The following is a 17791-nucleotide window of genomic DNA, read 5'->3' as shown; positions in this document are numbered from 1 at the left end:
AGCATCCGGCTTAATAAAATATGAGCCCAAAGGGATTCGAACCCCTGACCCACAGCTTAGAAGGCTGTTGCTCTATCCACCTGAGCTATGAGCCCATATACTGAAGCAGGTGAAGGGAATCGAACCCTCATAGTCAGCTTGGAAGGCTGAAGTTTTACCACTAAACTACACCTGCATAAAAGCAATAATCATTATACATAGATATACCGTTCAGCGCAAGATAAATATTAATATAGCAAGTAATAGATATAGCCCCCGCTTTCAAGCACGCTAACGATCCCGGTAATATAGAATCACTCGCTTTTTTTCACCACCAGCGCCTCGGCTAATAATGACACCTGCAAAATATTCATCGCCGTTAAATTACTTACCGCCTCAATAACGGCCGCCTGCGCCTCCTGCAAGGCCTTCTGCGCATTATAGCCGTAATACAGTGATAACTTAATTTTGAAAACCAGGCCGCTTGTTTCCTGCTGCACTTCACAGTCCCGCAAGCGATGTACCGCTTTAACTTTCTGTAAACTGTAAAAAACAATATTTTTTAACGCCTGATCGGTAATACTGTAGTGTCCCAAAACGGAAAAACTCGGTCGAACAATACTTTGCTCCACCTGCAGCGGCATTTTACCGCCACTGATTAAAACCGATGCGGCTGTTAAAGGTACATTACCGTTCTCTTTATCTTTATTTTCACTTTCCTTGTTAATAAAGCGTTGCCGTAACAGATTCAAAGGTTCAAAAATTGAGCCGGAAAATTCATGCTTCAATTCCATCGAAGGAACGGGAATTGCATGTTGACCGGTATGAATTCGATTGTAACGGGCCTGATTAATCTCACTTGCAGTAGCCACATCCGTAATATTGATCCACTCGGACGGAAATTGCAGCCACAAAGCTTTACAGATTTTTTTAATCATCGCTTCACTTGTACCTAGAATTAATAAGCGCCCCGGTTGTTGGCTGATCAAAGCGCGCCGCATGGTTTGGGCCCGAATCGGATCGAAAAAAATCGCCTGCCGCACCGACTCGATTTTAGTTCCGGCCCGTTTGGCTGAACTGCCGGCGACAATATGATTTTCTTTAATCAACAAAGCATCGTCAATTATATAACTGCATTTTGATAAAAATGCTACCTGATTGGCTCTGGTAGATTTCCCCGTCCCGGACGGACCGACGAACGCTACAACATAAATTTTGCTTAAAATCGCTCGGCTTTGCGTCTCATCCAATTTACTCAAATCATAAGAACTGTCTTTACTGACTGCCTTGCTGCCGAGTTTATCGGTTTTAACGTTCAAGAATTCAAAATTCAGTTTTTTCTTCATTTCCTCCAAAACAAGAGGCATTTTGGCTTCCCGGGCCGGATCTTGTTCCCGGGCAGCTAAGGCAAGTTCCGGTTCACTGTTCGGGAAGCGCTTAAGATCATCAAAATCGGGAATGTTTTGACCTTTGTTCTGTAAAAAGAGCGGTAAATTCGACTTGACAGCAGAATCAGCCTCCTGCTCCGGCGCTGAAATTACAGACTTCGTCTCCTGCAGCTTATACAACTCGCTCTCATCTTCAATTTCAGGCAAAGAAACTTGATCTTTGGGTGTATGTTGGCGCCGGTGCGGCAACAGTTTACCTTTGAGTTGCAAATTGGCGGTATTGCGTGTGACTTGCCGCAGAATTCTACCCGTATCATGCCAAACGGCACGAGCAATTTTGCGCAAGCTCCTAGTTTCACCGGAAAAATCCGGTAATTCCGGCAATTTACGGCGCCAATAAGCAAACAAGCCGAGACGACCCTGTACCGCCTCAGCCTGTTTCTCTTTTTCAGTTATTTTAGGTAAATCTTTCTTCACCTGTAACCTTCTCCGTCCGCCTTATTCTTCTTCATCCCAGTTATGATATACGGCCTGTACATCATCATTTTCTTCCAAGGTATCAATTAAATTCTCCAATTTTTTCACCTGTTCCGGGTCTTTAACGCTGATATAGTTATCAGGTACCCGTTCCAGTTGACTTTCCAGAATTTTGTGCCCGGCTGCTTCTAAGGCCGTTTTGACCGCATAATAATTATCAGCTGCTGTCGTCACGCAATAACCGACCAACTCATCATCTTCATCTTTTTGCGCCTGCAGATCTTCCCCGCCGCACTCCAAAATTTCCAACATTAAAGCGTCTTCGTCCGTGTCATCAGCTGCCAACAAAATAGATCCCTGGCGCTTGAACATGAAAGAAACGCAACCGTTGGTACCTAAATTACCGCCGTGCTTATCAAAGCTGTGTCTGACTTCTCCGGCTGTACGGTTACGATTATCGGTTAAGCACTCCACTAAAACTGCTACACCGGCAGGGCCGTAACCCTCGTATGTAACCGATTCATAATTTTCATTAGCGCCGGCACCGGCAGCTTTTTGAATTGAACGTTGAATGGTATCGTTAGGCATATTATTACTTTTCGCCTTGGCAATAACATCTTTCAATTGCGAATTAACATCCGGGTCAGGACCGCCCATTTTAACTGCAACTTGAATTTCACGCCCGATTTTGGTAAATACAGCACCGCGCTTAGCATCAGCTGCACCTTTTTTGCGCTTAATATTATTCCATTTTGAATGTCCTGACATATTGTTCCTCCTAATATATGTTTATCCGAGCAAAATTGCCGACTCGAACTGAAAATTTTTCATAACATTCCTATTTTAACACAAATTTGTCAGCCGCACCTTGGTCCCTACCCCTTCTTTTAAGAGCTATTTGTGCTGCCAGATCCAAAAAGGCGGCGCTGTCTTTTTGTAACTCATCCAAAGATTTCTGCCCGGAATATTCTTTTTCTAAATTATAAGCCAGCCAACGTTCGGCAAAATGCCAAAGATATGCACTCAACTCCGGACTTATAACTATATTGTATAAACGTTGTACCGGGCAGCTGCAAATGTACCTTAAAAGATTTGTGCAATTACCGGAAAGCTCCTGCACGGAAGTAAGCGAAGAATCCGCCTCCGTCTGCCTATAAGTCTGCAAACTGCCGGCAGCAAAAGAAAAGCAGGTTCGTTCGGCCGTCGTAGCAGACGGTAAATCCAAATTCGGGCGGTAACCGCTCTCAGCCAAGGACCGTAAAATATAAGTTGCCGCAATTCCTCTGACAACACTGAGATCAACTGAATTTTCAGCCAGTTTATCAACAGCGCTCAAAGCATACAATGTATAAGGCCAAAGTTTCCGGGCCTGCTCCCTGTCTGTAGCCAAATCGGTCAACAAATCGAGAATCAGGCTTGTTGCCGCTAATGTCGGCAAGCTACGAGTTAAAAGAGAAAAGCGGTAAATTACACTGAAGTCGCTTAAGTAATATTTTCCGCGGTGAGAAAACAGATCCAAATCGACATAGCTGTAATCGGGTAAAAAATAAGGCTTGAGCGAAGTAAAAGCATTATCGCTGCCGGCAGCTTTACCTTTTTGTTCAAAGCAGCTGATAACTCCGATTTGCGGGCTGAAAATTTTAATAAAGCGTCCGCCGGGCAATTTGGCGCTGACCCGTAAAAGCAGCGCCTGACATTTATAATGACCGTTATTATCCATAAAATTATTGTAAAGGTCGATTCTGCGCTTTTTTCAGGTTATAGCCGTAATCATTGAGATAAATCGACTTATCGCGCCAATTTTCCCGCACCTTGACCCGTACCTCCAAATAGACTTTACACTCCAGTGCCTCCTCGATCTTAATTCTGGCAGATGAAGCCATCCGTTTGATCGCCTGTCCGTCTTTGCCGATTAACATTTTTTTGTGACTTGCGCGCTCCGTAATAATCGCCGCCTGTAATTTTACCAAGCAGCGTTCCCCGGTCTCATCCGTTTCTTCGGCAAATTTTTCAATTTCCACAGCAACTCCATACGGTAACTCTTTGTGATAATACTTCAAAACTTGTTCTCTGATTAACTCCGCACATAAATTACGTTCGGTTTGATCGGTAAAATAGTCTAAAGGATAATATCTCGGACCTTGCGGCAAAATGCGAATAATTTCCGTCAAAAGTTCCGCAATTCCGTCACTTTTTAAGGCTGCAATCGGCACGACGGCCTGAAACGGATACAACTTACTGTAAGCATCAATCAGCGGTAAAAGCTTTTGTTTAACTACCGTATCGGCTTTATTGATTACAAGAATTGCCGGTTTGTGCAATTCGCTCAAACGCTCCAGCAATTTATGCTCAACTTTGCCCGGATAAGCATAAGCCGCATCCACAAGAAGTAAAACTGCATCTGCATCTTTAATGGCTGCCAAGCCCGATTGATTCATATAATCTCCCAGTTTATCAGCAGCTGTGTGTACACCGGGGGTATCGGTAAATATAATCTGACTGTCTTTGGTATTATAAATCGTTCTGATATTATCTCTGGTGGTCTGCGCTTTCGCTGAAGTAATAGCCAAATACGCTCCCGATATTTCATTCAGTAACGTTGATTTGCCGACATTCGGACGCCCGACAATAGCCACAAAACCGGACTTGAAATCTGCCGGCAAATCTTCTGTCTGCGCTTGCGGCACTGCTGTCAGCGGCAAGCAAGGAGATTCATTATATTCTTTGGCCAAGGCTATCAATTCCGCCGGTTTGAGTTCCGGATTTTCCCGTAAAATCAGCAAATTACCTAAAATCTGATCCTGCAGCGCAAATTGCAGACTTTCTTCCCTTTGTCCTTCTTCATGATCATAGCCCAAAACATGCAGGAAACCGTGACAACAAAGAAAATTGAACTCCCGCCAATAACTGTGGCCGTAGTTTTCCGCCTGTTCCCGCACTTTATCACCGCATAAATAAATATCGCCTAAATTAAAGACCTCTTTCGGGGCCATACGCTCTTCATCTTCCGCCGACATTTCGGCAACATCTGCTTCTTCCGGCATTTCCGGTTCCAAATCATAAGGCATCAGAGGCTGCAACAGCTTTCCTTCTTTTAATTCATAATGCGGGAAAGACAGAACATCCGTCACATAATCTTTTTGCCGATATTCTTTATTCAGTTTTCTAATAGCTGCAGCTGAACCGAGATTAACATTCATTTCGACATAATCGGCCTTGTTCTCCAAACTCTTCAATAAGCTCGCCGCCCCCGTTTGCAAAGTCGTTTGCAAAAGTTTCGTCAATGCCGCCTGCCAGGCATCCAATAAGATATCTAAATTATAATTACACGCTGCCATATAAGAATCGGGCACGGCAAATTGTGCCTGAAATTCAGCCGCACTTTCAAAATCATGATACAACTTAATTCTTGCTAACATCTGGATATTTTACCCTTTCCTTAAACACTCCGGCGTAAACGCGCGTAAAAGCCGCCAATATTTTTTCAACATCATGGTAAGACAAACCGGAATTAATCAATTGATCCTGGCTGTTTTTGTCATGAAGGATTTTACGCGATAATTCTTCCACTTCTTTTGAAGTCCGATAGCCGGTAGATTTCATCGCCGCTTCCAAAGAATCAGCCAACATAATAATTGCCGCTTCTTTACTGGTCGGACTCTCCCACGGATAGCGCCAATCATCTTTATTTACCGGTACCAAATGCAGTTTTTCATGCTCTTTTTCCGCTTTTTTATAGAAATAGAAAAGAACGGTTGTTCCGTGATGCTGCTTGATAATATTAATCAAAGCCTGGGGCAAACGATAGCGCCGGGCAATTTTCTGCCCCATAGCTACATGGCGGGTAATTATTTTATAGCTGCTTTCCGGTTGTAAATCATCATGCGGATTATAATCGTCCTGATTTTCCGTAAACATCAAAGGTTGTTCCAATTTACCGATATCATGGTAATAAGCGCCTACTCGACACAGCAAAGTATTGGCCCCGACAGCTTCCGCAGCCGACTCGGCCAAGTTGGCTACCATCATAGAATGTTGATAAGTTCCCAGAGCTTCCATAAACAGACGTTTCATAAGCGGTGCATCCGGTTGAGCCAAAGCTACCAGCCGCATCGGTGAAACGGCGGCAAAAGTAAAATCCAACAAAGGAATTATTCCGACTGCCAGCAAAGAACTCAGCAAGCCGTTCAAAACACACAAAGCTATTATCCGACAGGCCTCCAATAAAGTCTGATTTTCAAAGACCACATAAACAGCAGCGCCCAAAAGCATGGCCAGAGTCGACGCAACAATAAGCAGCAGATAATTAACTTTTTGCTTGGAAAAACTCATAATTAAAATCATAATCAAAGTCGCAAAAGTGTAAACGACAAAATGACTGACAGTATTTTTACTGAGAATACTCAAAAAGATCACCAAATCCAAGCTCAAAAATAGAGCATCTCCGGCACTGAAATACACGACTGCTATCAGGACAAAAAACGGAATGGGAATAAGCGACGCTGAAAGTTTCGACGTATATAAAGCAGCTAAAATAACCATCACGGCACTGGCGATCAAAATAAAGTTGGAGCCTCTGCCGGCATTATAGTCGGACAAAGGTCCGTTCAAGTAAATAATACTCATGCCCAGGCAAACGATATACATGCACAGCAAAATCAACAAATACTGATAATTGGGCGTAGATTCCTGCACCAACAAACCCAACTGTTTCAAATTTTCATACTGTGATTCACTGATGACGTCGTTATAATTGACAATTCTGGTACCGCGATGAATTTGCACCGGGTTTTTCATTGCCCGTTCATAAACCGTCGTACGCGCCTCTTTCGTCGCTTCAGCATCATAGCGCAAATTAGGAGCAAGCAAGCTGCGCAGAATCGGTGCTCCGACCCCGTACAAATCGGCATAACTTTTAACTGTTTCCACCAATTTACTGCACTTATGTGTAATAGTAATATCCAATTTTTCTTTGTTCAGATCCTGACTCATAATCGACTTGGCTACAGTCCGCAGTTCAATAACCAGCGACATGAACACACTCGGTTCGGCTTCCGCCAACAAGGTAGCCGATGCTCTTGAAACATAAACATTCCGGTCCCGACTGTAATCGTTGATTTTATCGGCGAGTTTCTGTAATGTCGCTTTATGCGGATAGGAGGCCTCAACTTTTTCTTTTACCTTTTCCTTAATCTTCGCCGGTTCAGATTTTTTAGCCGGGGCTGCCTGCGACTTGGAATCGCTGTCTTTATCCGCATCCTTATCATTGGCATTATCTTTGTCCGCAGCCTTGTCTTTATCTTTTTCACCGTTTGCCGGCAAAGCGGCGTCCGTATCAGGTTTAGCGCCTTCTTCCGAATTTTCCGGGAATGTATTCTTAAAATCGGCCAGCGCATCGGACAACGTATCTTTCAATTTTTCGCCGCTGACTTGGGCAAAACCCTGCCATACGGGCAGACGGTATTGATAAATTTGCGATAAATAATCATCCAGCTTCGCCAACGACTTGGCCGACATTTCTTCGGAACGGGCAAATATCGGGCTGATTGCGCTGGCTTCCGCTATAGCTTTCAAACGAGTCGCATTGTAATCGACCAGACTGTGAGTCGCCACAATATCATACTGGGAAACCTGACCGACATGCAGATCATATTTTTCCGGCAAAAATTGCCAATAAATCACGCCTAAAAGTAATACAGACAAGCATAAAGCTATACTGTAACGTGCAAATTTACTTAACTTTCTGAAATCAAAACGCATAAATCACCGTTCACTCTTTTTCCGGCGAAAACGAGCACCTTTTTCCTTGTCATACACTTCATACGCCGCTACAATTTTCTGGACTAAAGGATTACGTACGACATCCAAATTATTTAATTCGATAAATTTAATACTCTCTATATGCTGTAAAATCGGCTTAATAATCTGCAAACCGGAACGCTGCTTAACTTCCAGGTCAATCTGCGTCAAATCACCCGTCACGACAACTTTGGAATTGAATCCCAAGCGGGTCAGAAACATCTTCATCTGTTCCGGCGTTGTATTCTGCGCTTCATCCAGAATAATAAAAGCATTATCCAACGTTCGGCCGCGCATATAGGCCAGAGGTGAAACTTCAATCAGACCTTTCTCCAAGTTGCTCAGATACTGATCTACTCCCATAAGTTCCTGTAAAGCATCATATAGCGGACGCATATAAGGATCAACTTTTGTTTGTAAATCTCCCGGTAAAAATCCCAGCTTTTCCCCCGCTTCAACTGCCGGTCTGGTTAAAATGATACGATCTACTTCCTTTTTGCGGAAGGCGTTAACGGCAATTGCTACTGCCAAAAACGTTTTGCCCGTGCCGGCTGGTCCGATAGCAAAGGTTATTTCGTTATGCAGAATAGCTTTAACATAATTCGCCTGACCCTTGGTCTTAGCTTTAATTTCACGGCCTTTGGCTGTAACACAAACTAAATCGGGATTATAGCTCGCTACCTGTTCGCTATCTCCTGCCAATAAACTGTCAGCTAAATAGCAACTCGTCTGCTCCGTTAAATTATGTCCTTTACACAATAAATCATACAAACGCTCAACAATTAAGGCTGCCTGCTCCAGCTTGGCCTCATCTTCACCGTTCAGGACCAATCCGGCGGCCGCAGGCTCAATGGTGCAAAGAAAATCCCGCTCCAAATTACGTACATTCTTGTTATATGCTCCTAAAAGCATCGAGCTTTGCGTCGGAGTCATTTCTATAATCTTTTGCATAACACCTCTGCGTTAATTATAACATTAATAAAAGAAAGTCTTCACTTTGCCGATTCCGGACAGGTTACTGTTAGATTATACCATTTTCCGCTAATTGCAAAGCAGAATTGAAATAAGCCGGCAAGGGAGAAAGAAAAGCCATTTTTTCCAGAGTTATCGGATGGGTGAATTCCAACTTCCGCGCATGCAGACATTGACCTGCAGGCAGATTAACGGCAGCCGGAAATTTTTTCGCACCATACAGCACATCGCCCACCAAAGGATGCTGCAAAGCCGCCAAATGTGCCCGGATTTGATGGGTTCTTCCCGTTTCCAGACTTGCTTCCACATAGGCACAGTTAACATATTGTTTGAGCAAAGTAATATGCGTGACAGCCTGTTTACCGTCCGGAACGATCGCCTTCCGCAAGGGATTCCGGCTGTCTCGTCCCAAAGCTCCCTGTATTTTAAACTTACTTTCAGAAAAGACGCCTTCGGCCAAAGCCCGATAGATGCGCTTAACGGCATGCACCTGTAAATCGGCCTGTAATCGACTTTGAGCCGCTTTAGTCTTAGCCACAATAAGCAATCCGGAAGTGTCCTTATCTATGCGGTGAACTAAATAAGGTTTAACATTATCTCCCTCTTTGTTCTGCAAATAATATAAAACGCCCTGCAACAAAGTATGATGCCAATTTCCCGCTGCCGGATGCACAACTATTCCTTTTTCTTTATCCAGGACCAATAAATATTCATCTTCATAAATAATATTGAGCGGCAAATACTCCGCCTGTAAAAAGTAATTATCCAAGGCGGCTAACGGCGGCAGAAAAAAGTAAAGTTCATCTTTGTCGCTCTTGTAGCTCGGTTTTCTGGCACACCAAGACCAATATGCCAACGCCAATTGCCGTTGCTCCTGTAAAATGGAAGCTGCCGGCAATTGCTGCTCTTCCAATTTACCTGTCAAAGCGGCAATTTCAGCTTGCCAACTTCTAAGTTCACTCGGCTGTTTGAGCGGCGCCAGACACGGAGCTTTTAAGAAGCGAGTAATCTCGCTGCGACTGAACGGCAAAACTTGAGCTAAGGCCTGATCCAAGCGGACGCCGGCAGGCAGCAGAACCTGTTGCCCCTGACCCAGAATTTTTTGCAGTTCCCAATCGTTTTCACTTATTTCGCCCATCAGTTTCACCTGTTAATTTCTTGTTCTCATATAAAAGCGGTAAATGCAAACGGCCGGTTAAAAGCAACAACAACAAAAGCAGAATTCCCAAAGTTATGTAGCTGTCGGCACCGTTAAAGGTCGGAAAATGCCAATTCCCGAGATGAAAATCAACAAAATCTACAACTTTATGCAAATACACCCGGTCGCATAAATTGCCGAGAGAACCGGCAATAATTAAAGCTAAGCCCAATTTAGCCGGCGCATCGAGTTGCCGGCGGAAGCAATAAAAATAGCAGGCCAAAGCTACGCTGCAAAACAGCGAGCAAAAGCTCAATAAGTAAATACCGAAATTCGTATCGGCCAAAAAACTCCAGGCCGCCCCGGTGTTAAAAGCCAAGCTCAAATTGAGCCAGGGAAATATTACAAGGTCACCGTTTATTTCCAGATAATGCCAAAAATTGTATTTCAACATCTGATCAATTACAACTAACAAAATAACTATTATGGGGTAGACCATATCCACAAATCCTCCACTCCCGCCAACGGGTTTAAAGCAAACGGTGCCAATTCGCCGCGCAAGCTGTCCTGTAAGTATAATGCCCGATTATACTTTAATAAAGGCATATTATTGGTATACTGGTATAATTCACTGAACTTCTGCTGATAAGTCACATTTTCCAAAGGACTCAGCATCGAATCGGTTAATTTTATTTCCTCCAAATCGTCAATTATGCTCTGTGCCTGCTTCGGATAGAGATAAAATTCCGGCAAAAAAGCCTGGGTATAATTTCGCCGCCAGAATCTCCCGTTACTGAGCTCTTTCAATTCATAACCGATATCGGGTATACGGTGAGTCAGCAACGGATATATGGCAATATCCCACGGTTTTTGTTTGACTGCGTTTTGAAAGTTGCTCAACGCTACGGACGTAAACTCGGCCTTTAAGCCTATCTCGGTGAATTTTTGCTGTAAACGGCTGATAATATCGGCCCCGAAACTTAAATTTGCAGGAATTATAATTTGCCATTTTTTTTGCTTAAAATCTCCGGCCAAATTTTTCCGCTCACGAATCAAACGATTAAGCGGATAAGCCGGAATTAATTTATAAGGTCGAAATAATTCATCGGTAAAATTGTAGGCCGCCGGCGATAAAGCCGGATCAACTTCCCGAAAAAGAAATTTATCATTGTAAAAGCTGCTTAATTTGCTTTTAAGCAGTTGCACATCGGCATAATAATCCGCCAATTTTTCCTGTTGTTCCTGACTTCCGGCAGCATCGGCAATCTGCGGCCGATTAAAAGTTAAATTAACCGCCGCTTCGGAATGGAAAACATAATGTTCCCGCGCCTTTAATTCATCCGTATAAGCAGGCCAGGTATAACACAAATCAATATTTTTGGCTAAAAAAGCAGAGACAGCAGCATCTTCCGAAGGATAATCGAACACGGCAAAGCGCTGAATTAATGAATTAAAATATTTCGGTCGTTCGCCCAAAGGTCGTTGTTTAGCAAAAGCATATGCTTCCTTAAGTTGTTTAATTTCTGCTGCAGTTTCGCTGTCCGTCTGCCTGTAATGACTGAGGCTGTAAGCACCGGAAGCAGTAAAATTATTCAAGCCCTTGTTATACAATTCATTACTTTTAACGATAGGAAAAGTTAAGGCGTAAGCTAAGAACAAATCAGGTTTCTTCAAATAAAAGCGCAAGCCGTATGCTCCTATTTGTTCAACTTTATCTACGGACTGCAAAGTTTGATAATACGGGGAAACTTGAGCCAATTTAGATTCGAAGTTATCATTTTTCGGTATTGCCAACAAATTGAAAGCTTTAATAACGTCGTAGGCATCTATCGGCGTTTTGTCGGCGTACATCGCCTGTTCATCCAAAGTAATTTCCAAAACTTTCATATCGTTGGAATAGCGATAGGATTTAACCAGATCCTTGGTTAAGCGCTTGTATTTATCAATGCGAAAAAGGCTTCTGAACAGCAAGCGGGTGATTACCTGATCATATTCATCCCGCTCAACAAAAGGATGATAATCAGCGGCATCAACAAGTGCCAGGCGCAAGACTTTCTGCTTAAAAACCGGAACATTCTGCAAACTGCTGATATTTTTCAAAGCTGCATCACGGTCAAATTTGTTCTCCGCCTCCCGGCCTAACGCCTGACGAATTTTCCCCTGCGGCGTTAAAGTTGCAGACGGCGAGCCTGCCTGTTTCAAGGGTGCTGTTTCCTTTTCGGTGCCCTTATCGTCGGCAGTGGAAGGTTTCGGTGCTGTAACTGTCGTTTTCGGCCGGTCCGTCTGATTTCCCGGTAACCCGTTCAGCGGCAACATTTTAGAATCGGATTCTCCGCTTTTAACACCCAAGTCACGCTTGTAAAGCGGACGCTCGGCAATTTTGGCATGGCAGGAAGTTAACAGCAGCGTCAAGCCCAAAATAAGGCTCAAGCTCTTTTTGTTTTTGCCGATTGCTCCCAACTTACCCATTATTTTTATTTATAAACCGCCTTTGTCTTTTGTCCAAACTAAATCAGTCATTCAATTTTACCATAATAATCTCTGATAGTAATGTTGTGTAACTCTTGCTTGATAACTCGACCGGAGCTATTACATACTTATTATACCTAAGAAAGTATTATAAGTTTTCCGCACAAAATCCGGGCACAAGCTCCCGAATTTTTCGTAACTCGCGCAATCAACACATCATAAGCCCGACATGACGCAAACTCGTATTATTTCGCAAATAAAAAAGGTCTTACAGATGTAAGACCTTCAAAAATGCACCCTTGGGGACTCGAACCCCAGGCCCACTGATTAAGAGTCAGTTGCTCTACCAACTGAGCTAAGGGTGCATAACAAAATCAGCTTCTGTATAATACCTCTCATACCGTTAGCTGTCAAGGGATGATACTGTATAATTTGTAAACATTCCAATCAAAGTCCGTACGCACCCTTTCCTAGGCCTTCTGCTCTCTGCGATGATAAAGCAAATATTTGTTTACACTATTGACATTTGTTAAAAGCATTCATTTTCTTTGCTGCTTCTAACTCTCAGTGTCACGCTCAATTTCCCCTTTTTTCAAGGATATTCGTTGCTTATAGTCTTTAGTTTTGTGCAGAATGCTGAAATATTTATTTTACAATTAAGCAATATGCTGAAATTATACCGAAAACAGATAAGATTGATTGACAGAAAAAAATCTTCTTTTATTATAAATACGTGCTTATAAATAAGCGAATAACATTTAAATCCTGCGAATCGGAACTTCGTATATAGGAGGTTATTATGAAAGACTTAAAAAAATTGTTAGCCCTGTTGTTGTTAATAGCATTCATGCCGCTCTGCTTAGTCGCCTGCCAAAGTAAGTCTAAAGCTTTCAAAGTTGTTGACTATTTAACAACCGATTGGGATAGCAAGCGCGTAGTAATTGAAGGAAAAATATACAACAACTCCAAAGATATCAAAGAAAATGTCGTTTTACATTATCACGTAGAAATGAAAGACGGTAAAAAAGCGGATCTGGGCGAAATAAAATTCCCGCAGCTCAAAGCGAACGGCGATTATCAGGAATATAAATTAGATGTTCATGATAAAGCAATGCAAATCAAAAACTTTGATTTACGCAATGTCAAATCTTTTGCTGCAGATATTCAATAAAGCTCATATTAAGCATAATTGCTGACCGGTTTCCCTGCAAACCGGTTTTTTCTGCCCTTTTTCAGCCCGAACTTTCCGCCCTAGTTCTCCTGCAAGCAACCTAGAAGTCGACGACTGATTTCATCTAAATAATCCTGCCCTTTCTCAGTTACATAATAAATAGACTTTTGCTCATTCGTTTGCAATAAATTTTGGCCGCAGCCCCAGTCTAATATTTCTTTGATTCTTGCCGGTACGGCACAGGCAAAATATTTTTCAAAATCAGAAATTTTTACCCCACATAAATAACGTAAAGCAAAAGCAAAATAATCTTCCATCGCTTCCGTTTGGGTATTCTTCTCCGTCAGAATTGCAGTTCGATAGAGTTCTTTCTCCGATAAATCTGCAGAATTTGACGGCAGGACGTTCCAAGCATCAATATAATGCTTGATTTGTTTGGTATTGGTGCGCCTGACACCGGCTAAATAAGAACCGGCACTTAAGCCGAAGCCGAAATAAGGTCTTGCCGCCCAGACTGCCGTATTATGCCGACTTTCAAAGTCTGCTGTCAACGCAAAGTTCGATATTTCATAATGGCGAAAACCGCTTTGGCACAAGGCGTTCTGCACATAATGTACCATCTCTCTTTCCGTATCCTCATCCGGTAAGCTCGGCAAAGCCTTAATCACACTGCTGTCCGCCCCTGAAGTTCGCGTTTGACAACAAGCTGACCGGGCATACAGCTGATAGAGCTTGGATCCTGCTTCTAAAATCAAAGAATAGACTGAAACATGCTGCGGTTTCAAGTTCAGAACAAAGGCCAAATCTGCCGCCACCGCCGCCATGTCCTGTCCCGGTAAAGCTACTATTAAATCTAACGAAATATTGTCGATTCCGGCCGCCCGAATATAATCTACCGCCGCTACGGCATCTTCCGCCCGATGTTCTCTTTCCAAAAATTTCAGCAATTGAAGATTGCTTGTCTGTAAACCCAACGAAACACGATTTAAGCCTAATTTGTGCAAATATTTCAGGTCCAAATGTTGATAGTTGCAAGGATTAAGTTCCAGAGTAAGCTCACAAGTATCCGTCAAACCGAACTGTTCCCGGCACAAGCTGATTAGCGTCGCCAACTCTTCCGTTTGTAAAATTCCCGGCGTGCCGCCGCCGAAATACAAACTTTTCAACGGTTTTAGCAAATCCGATCTCTGTTTCCGCCAATTAAGCGCAACAGCAGTTATTTCATGCTGCAAAGCTTGTAAATACGGCCCGATAAATTTCGCATTTTTGGAAGTGCGTGTCTGCAAAATATCCGAACACGGCAGGACACAAAAATCACAATATGTACACAGATGACGGCAAAAAGGTATATGTATATAGGCATGCTCTACACTTTGCGCTTGAAACGCTTTCATACACTTCTCCCTTTCCGTCAAATTCAGCTCTTAATTTCTGCTCTTCGGTTGCTAATATTATATACTAAGATTTTTACAAGCTTGCTGTAAGGTGATAGAAAGCTGCATCAATTTTCTTTTGTAAAAATCAAAAAAAAAACTCTGCCGTACTTATTCCCATTACGGCAAAGCAATTAAAAGAGATGCGGGGCAAGCCGGTAAACCCGGCCGGCTTGTGCAAGGTGCAGACGGAGCAGCTCAGAAAATTACTGTAGCTGTTTTCTATTAATAAATACCAAAAAGCTTTCCGCCAACAGGCAAATAACGGCCAGCCAAAAAGCGTACAGAACTCCGAACGAATCGGTAATTAAACTTACTAAAAAAACAAAACACGAAAATGCCGAAGCTGAAACAACTTCAAAGACGGCATAAACATTAACAAGTTCCGTTTCGGCGACAGTTTCCTGCAAAAATACGCTTTCCGGCACTTCCTTAATTTGACAAAACACACCGATAGCCAAGGACAGAAGCAGGAAAGTAATCGCTTCTGCATACAAAATAATTACAGTCGTAACAATAGTCATGAAAATCAAAGAAAAAAAGATAGTTTTCCATTTCGATTGCAAAAATCTTTCCGACAAACGAAAAACAATCGCACCGCCGAGCAAAATACCGATAGAATAAGCTGTATTGGCATATCCCCAATAACTTTCAGTCTGATGTAAATATTCCGTCACAAAAACAAGAATTACGGATGAGACCCAAATTGTATTGGCAATTATTTCCAACAGATTGGCCGTCACTAAAAATCGCAATGGCGGCTTTGTTAAAACAAGTCGCCAACCTTTTATAACTGTTTCCAAATTTGTTTCTGCTGCCAACGTTTTTATTTTTACTGGCGCTAATGTAAACATCAAAATCGTCGCCACCGTAAATAACAGCAAAATAACAACGCTACTTAACTGTATGCCTAAAGCAGCATACAAAAGTCCTCCCAAACCCCAGCCTACAAGTTGTACACCCTCTCCGCTCATGGATAAGGCGGCATTCGCCCGGCCTAAATCAGTAGCATATTGCGGCACAATAGCATAAGAAACAGGCGCAGCAAAACCGTCAAGCAAAGAAATAGATACAATAAATATGTACAACATACTTACATGGACTGTCTCACTGCAATAAAGCAGCAGCAATAGCACAAACAACAGGACCGTTTTCCCTAATTGAGTTAGAGAAAGAACTCGGTTCAAAGCTACCTTTTTAGTAACTAACGGTACTAAAAAACTTGCTGAGAATGAAGCTAAGCCGATAAGTATCGGAACCATTGAAGTCGCAATAACAGAACCGGATATTATAAAAACATTGGCAATAATAACTACGCGTAAAAACACATCCGCTAAATTGGCGACTGCCTGCGAAATCAGCAATTTTTTTATCTCTTTGCTCATTTAATACCTCATTTTTTCTACTATTACCGGGATAAGAATATTACTTACAAAGTTTTCAAACTCTTTTTTTTCCCAACGACATTGTTTATAAAAATCAATATCTGCAGATAATTTACATCCCCCTGAACACAAGCCGCCTATTTCACATTTTTGACATTCCTTATAATCTAAAAAAGTTTTTGTATCATTTTGATAATTCAACAAATCAAAACTACGTAGATTTCCTAAAATATACTCTGGTCGTCCAACTGTAACAGTGCACCTGAATAAATTTAAGTTGTTATCTATATAAAACACCCTATCATATGGAGAAACATTCCAACAGTAATTATAAATTCCTTTACATTGAATTTCATTAAACGAAAGATTCAATTTATCAGTCAAATTCTTACAAGTTTGAATGAAACCCGCATGAAGATTCGGCGGAATAGGTTCATGAATTTTCATCAACTCTAAAAGAATATCTGTTTCCGATAAAATATAATCATCATAGTTGGTATCAAACAAGCGATTATCAACTCTACCTATATTCCAATAGAATGTTTTTCTTGCAAAATATCCTCTATTCTTAAAATAAAAAAACATCGGTACAAGTTGCTGAATATTAGTTTTATCAAAATTTGTTCCAACGTCAATCGTTACTCCATAACTCAACAATAAATCAGTAACATCCAATAATTTTTCTACATTATTGGCAACTCTTGTTATTTCAACAATCTTTTCGTAATTTTCCGGTAAGCTATTAACAGTTATGGCAACAGCTGCTATAACGCTTCTATATATTATTAATTTTTTTGCAAAATAAGGCAAAAAGACTCCGTTCGTTGTTATTCCTATCTTCAGCCTATGATCAACACAATATTTAAAAACCCTATCAATAATCAACTCATTTTTAGGTAACAGCGGTTCTCCTCCAAACAATCCTATAGAAACTTGAATATCAGGATTTTCTCGAATAATTAATGAAATTTTATCAAGAATTATTTCTAACTTTTCCAAAGTAATTGGTTTTCTGGACAATTTATCATATTTTTGTTGGAAGCAATAACTGCACCGCAAATTACAAGAATAAGTAAGCACTAAAGAGATTAAAATCTTCTTTTTAGATTCTAAAATCATTTTTTCATCATATAATTCACAGCATTTAAAATAATCAGAATTAGAAGAGGGAGTCTCTAACCATTCACTCACAGTAGAATCTATTTCTATTGTACCATTATTAATTTTGTTACTCTCTACTACTAACACTTTATTTTTAAAAGAATTAATTAAAAGAGTAAATTTATCATTTATTTGTTTTTGGTAAACCGAAATTAGTGAAACTTTTTTCACATGATAATTTTCAGTTATTTTATTTAGATTCCCACCTTCTAATTCGTAAATCATATTCAGCACCTTAATATTTAGTATCTACGACGAATAATAGGTTCACCGGGAACAAATTCACAGTCATTATTCTCCGCCGCTTCCATTAACTCATCAATAGATTTCATTTGTAATAATTCTTCTTTTGTAAACTCAATAAGCATCTTATTTCACCTCATATCTTTTTAATTTATTGTAAGCTTACTATTAAAATA

The 17791-nt window shown here is 41.4% G+C and carries 14 protein-coding genes and 3 tRNA genes; 1 reads left to right on the top strand and 16 read right to left on the bottom strand.

All coding sequences use genetic code 11. The annotated features are described in order from the left end of the window. Nucleotides 1-21: 21 nt before the first annotated feature. The 12 genes from PYS60_RS01820 to PYS60_RS01765 form a co-directional block, all read right to left on the bottom strand. A tRNA-Arg gene (locus PYS60_RS01820) sits at nucleotides 22-95 on the bottom strand. 9 nt (nucleotides 96-104) lie between these two features. Further along, nucleotides 105-175: transfer RNA gene (locus PYS60_RS01815), tRNA-Gly, on the bottom strand. 118 nt (nucleotides 176-293) lie between these two features. After that, complete coding sequence (locus PYS60_RS01810; RefSeq protein ID WP_315570314.1) at nucleotides 294-1844, bottom strand: ATP-binding protein; 1551 nt, start codon at nucleotides 1842-1844, stop codon at nucleotides 294-296. Between the two features lie 21 nt (nucleotides 1845-1865). Beyond that, the gene (locus PYS60_RS01805; protein WP_315570312.1) at nucleotides 1866-2612 is read right to left on the bottom strand and encodes a YebC/PmpR family DNA-binding transcriptional regulator; all 747 of its coding nucleotides are present in this window, start codon (nucleotides 2610-2612) and stop codon (nucleotides 1866-1868) included. A gap of 70 nt (nucleotides 2613-2682) precedes the next feature. Then, complete coding sequence (gene recO, locus PYS60_RS01800; protein WP_315570311.1) at nucleotides 2683-3564, bottom strand: DNA repair protein RecO; 882 nt, start codon at nucleotides 3562-3564, stop codon at nucleotides 2683-2685. A gap of 4 nt (nucleotides 3565-3568) precedes the next feature. Next, nucleotides 3569-5263, bottom strand: coding sequence for a GTPase Era (gene era / locus PYS60_RS01795; protein ID WP_315570310.1), 1695 nt, complete (start codon nucleotides 5261-5263; stop codon nucleotides 3569-3571). Then, nucleotides 5247-7604, bottom strand: coding sequence for an HD family phosphohydrolase (locus PYS60_RS01790; RefSeq protein ID WP_315570308.1), 2358 nt, complete (start codon nucleotides 7602-7604; stop codon nucleotides 5247-5249). Before PYS60_RS01790 ends, era begins: the two co-directional genes overlap by 17 nt. A 3-nt stretch (nucleotides 7605-7607) precedes the next feature. Beyond that, entirely contained in the window at nucleotides 7608-8594 is a 987-nt protein-coding gene (locus PYS60_RS01785; protein ID WP_315570306.1) for a PhoH family protein, read from the bottom strand. Between the two features lie 70 nt (nucleotides 8595-8664). Beyond that, a complete protein-coding gene (locus PYS60_RS01780) occupies nucleotides 8665-9753 on the bottom strand; it encodes an RluA family pseudouridine synthase (RefSeq protein ID WP_315570304.1) in 1089 nt (362 codons plus the stop codon). Beyond that, a complete protein-coding gene (gene lspA / locus PYS60_RS01775) occupies nucleotides 9737-10252 on the bottom strand; it encodes a signal peptidase II (RefSeq protein ID WP_315570816.1) in 516 nt (171 codons plus the stop codon). Before lspA ends, PYS60_RS01780 begins: the two co-directional genes overlap by 17 nt. Next, complete coding sequence (locus PYS60_RS01770) at nucleotides 10237-12222, bottom strand: ABC transporter substrate-binding protein (protein WP_315570302.1); 1986 nt, start codon at nucleotides 12220-12222, stop codon at nucleotides 10237-10239. Before PYS60_RS01770 ends, lspA begins: the two co-directional genes overlap by 16 nt. A 292-nt stretch (nucleotides 12223-12514) precedes the next feature. Next, nucleotides 12515-12587: transfer RNA gene (locus PYS60_RS01765), tRNA-Lys, on the bottom strand. Nucleotides 12588-13021: 434 nt separating this feature from the next. Here PYS60_RS01765 and PYS60_RS01760 point away from each other — a divergent pair. Beyond that, a complete protein-coding gene (locus PYS60_RS01760) occupies nucleotides 13022-13393 on the top strand; it encodes a hypothetical protein (RefSeq protein WP_315570300.1) in 372 nt (123 codons plus the stop codon). Nucleotides 13394-13473: 80 nt separating this feature from the next. Here PYS60_RS01760 and hemW read toward each other — a convergent pair whose 3' ends face one another. The 4 genes from hemW to PYS60_RS01740 all read right to left on the bottom strand — a co-directional run bounded on the left by hemW (nucleotide 13474) and on the right by PYS60_RS01740 (nucleotide 17740). Continuing rightward, nucleotides 13474-14787, bottom strand: a complete 1314-nt coding sequence (gene hemW, locus PYS60_RS01755) for a radical SAM family heme chaperone HemW (protein ID WP_315570298.1) — start codon at nucleotides 14785-14787, stop codon at nucleotides 13474-13476. A 245-nt stretch (nucleotides 14788-15032) separates the two neighbouring features. After that, nucleotides 15033-16211 (bottom strand): ryptide export MFS transporter, encoded by a 1179-nt coding sequence (locus tag PYS60_RS01750; RefSeq protein ID WP_315570296.1) that lies wholly within the window; start codon nucleotides 16209-16211, stop codon nucleotides 15033-15035. Further along, nucleotides 16212-17597 (bottom strand): radical SAM/SPASM ryptide class RiPP maturase, encoded by a 1386-nt coding sequence (locus PYS60_RS01745; RefSeq protein WP_315570294.1) that lies wholly within the window; start codon nucleotides 17595-17597, stop codon nucleotides 16212-16214. A gap of 17 nt (nucleotides 17598-17614) precedes the next feature. Next, on the bottom strand, nucleotides 17615-17740 hold the full coding sequence (locus PYS60_RS01740; RefSeq protein ID WP_315570292.1) for a ryptide family R-Y-crosslinked RiPP peptide: 126 nt from the start codon (nucleotides 17738-17740) through the stop codon (nucleotides 17615-17617). Between the last annotated feature and the right edge of the window lie 51 nt (nucleotides 17741-17791).

Origin of the sequence: Amygdalobacter indicium (assembly GCF_029101545.1) — a bacterium.
In the GTDB taxonomy this organism is placed as follows: Bacteria; Bacillota; Clostridia; order Saccharofermentanales; family Fastidiosipilaceae; genus Amygdalobacter; species Amygdalobacter indicium.
Note: the sequence above shows the minus strand (reverse complement) of the source record. Positions and strands in the feature narration are given on the sequence as shown.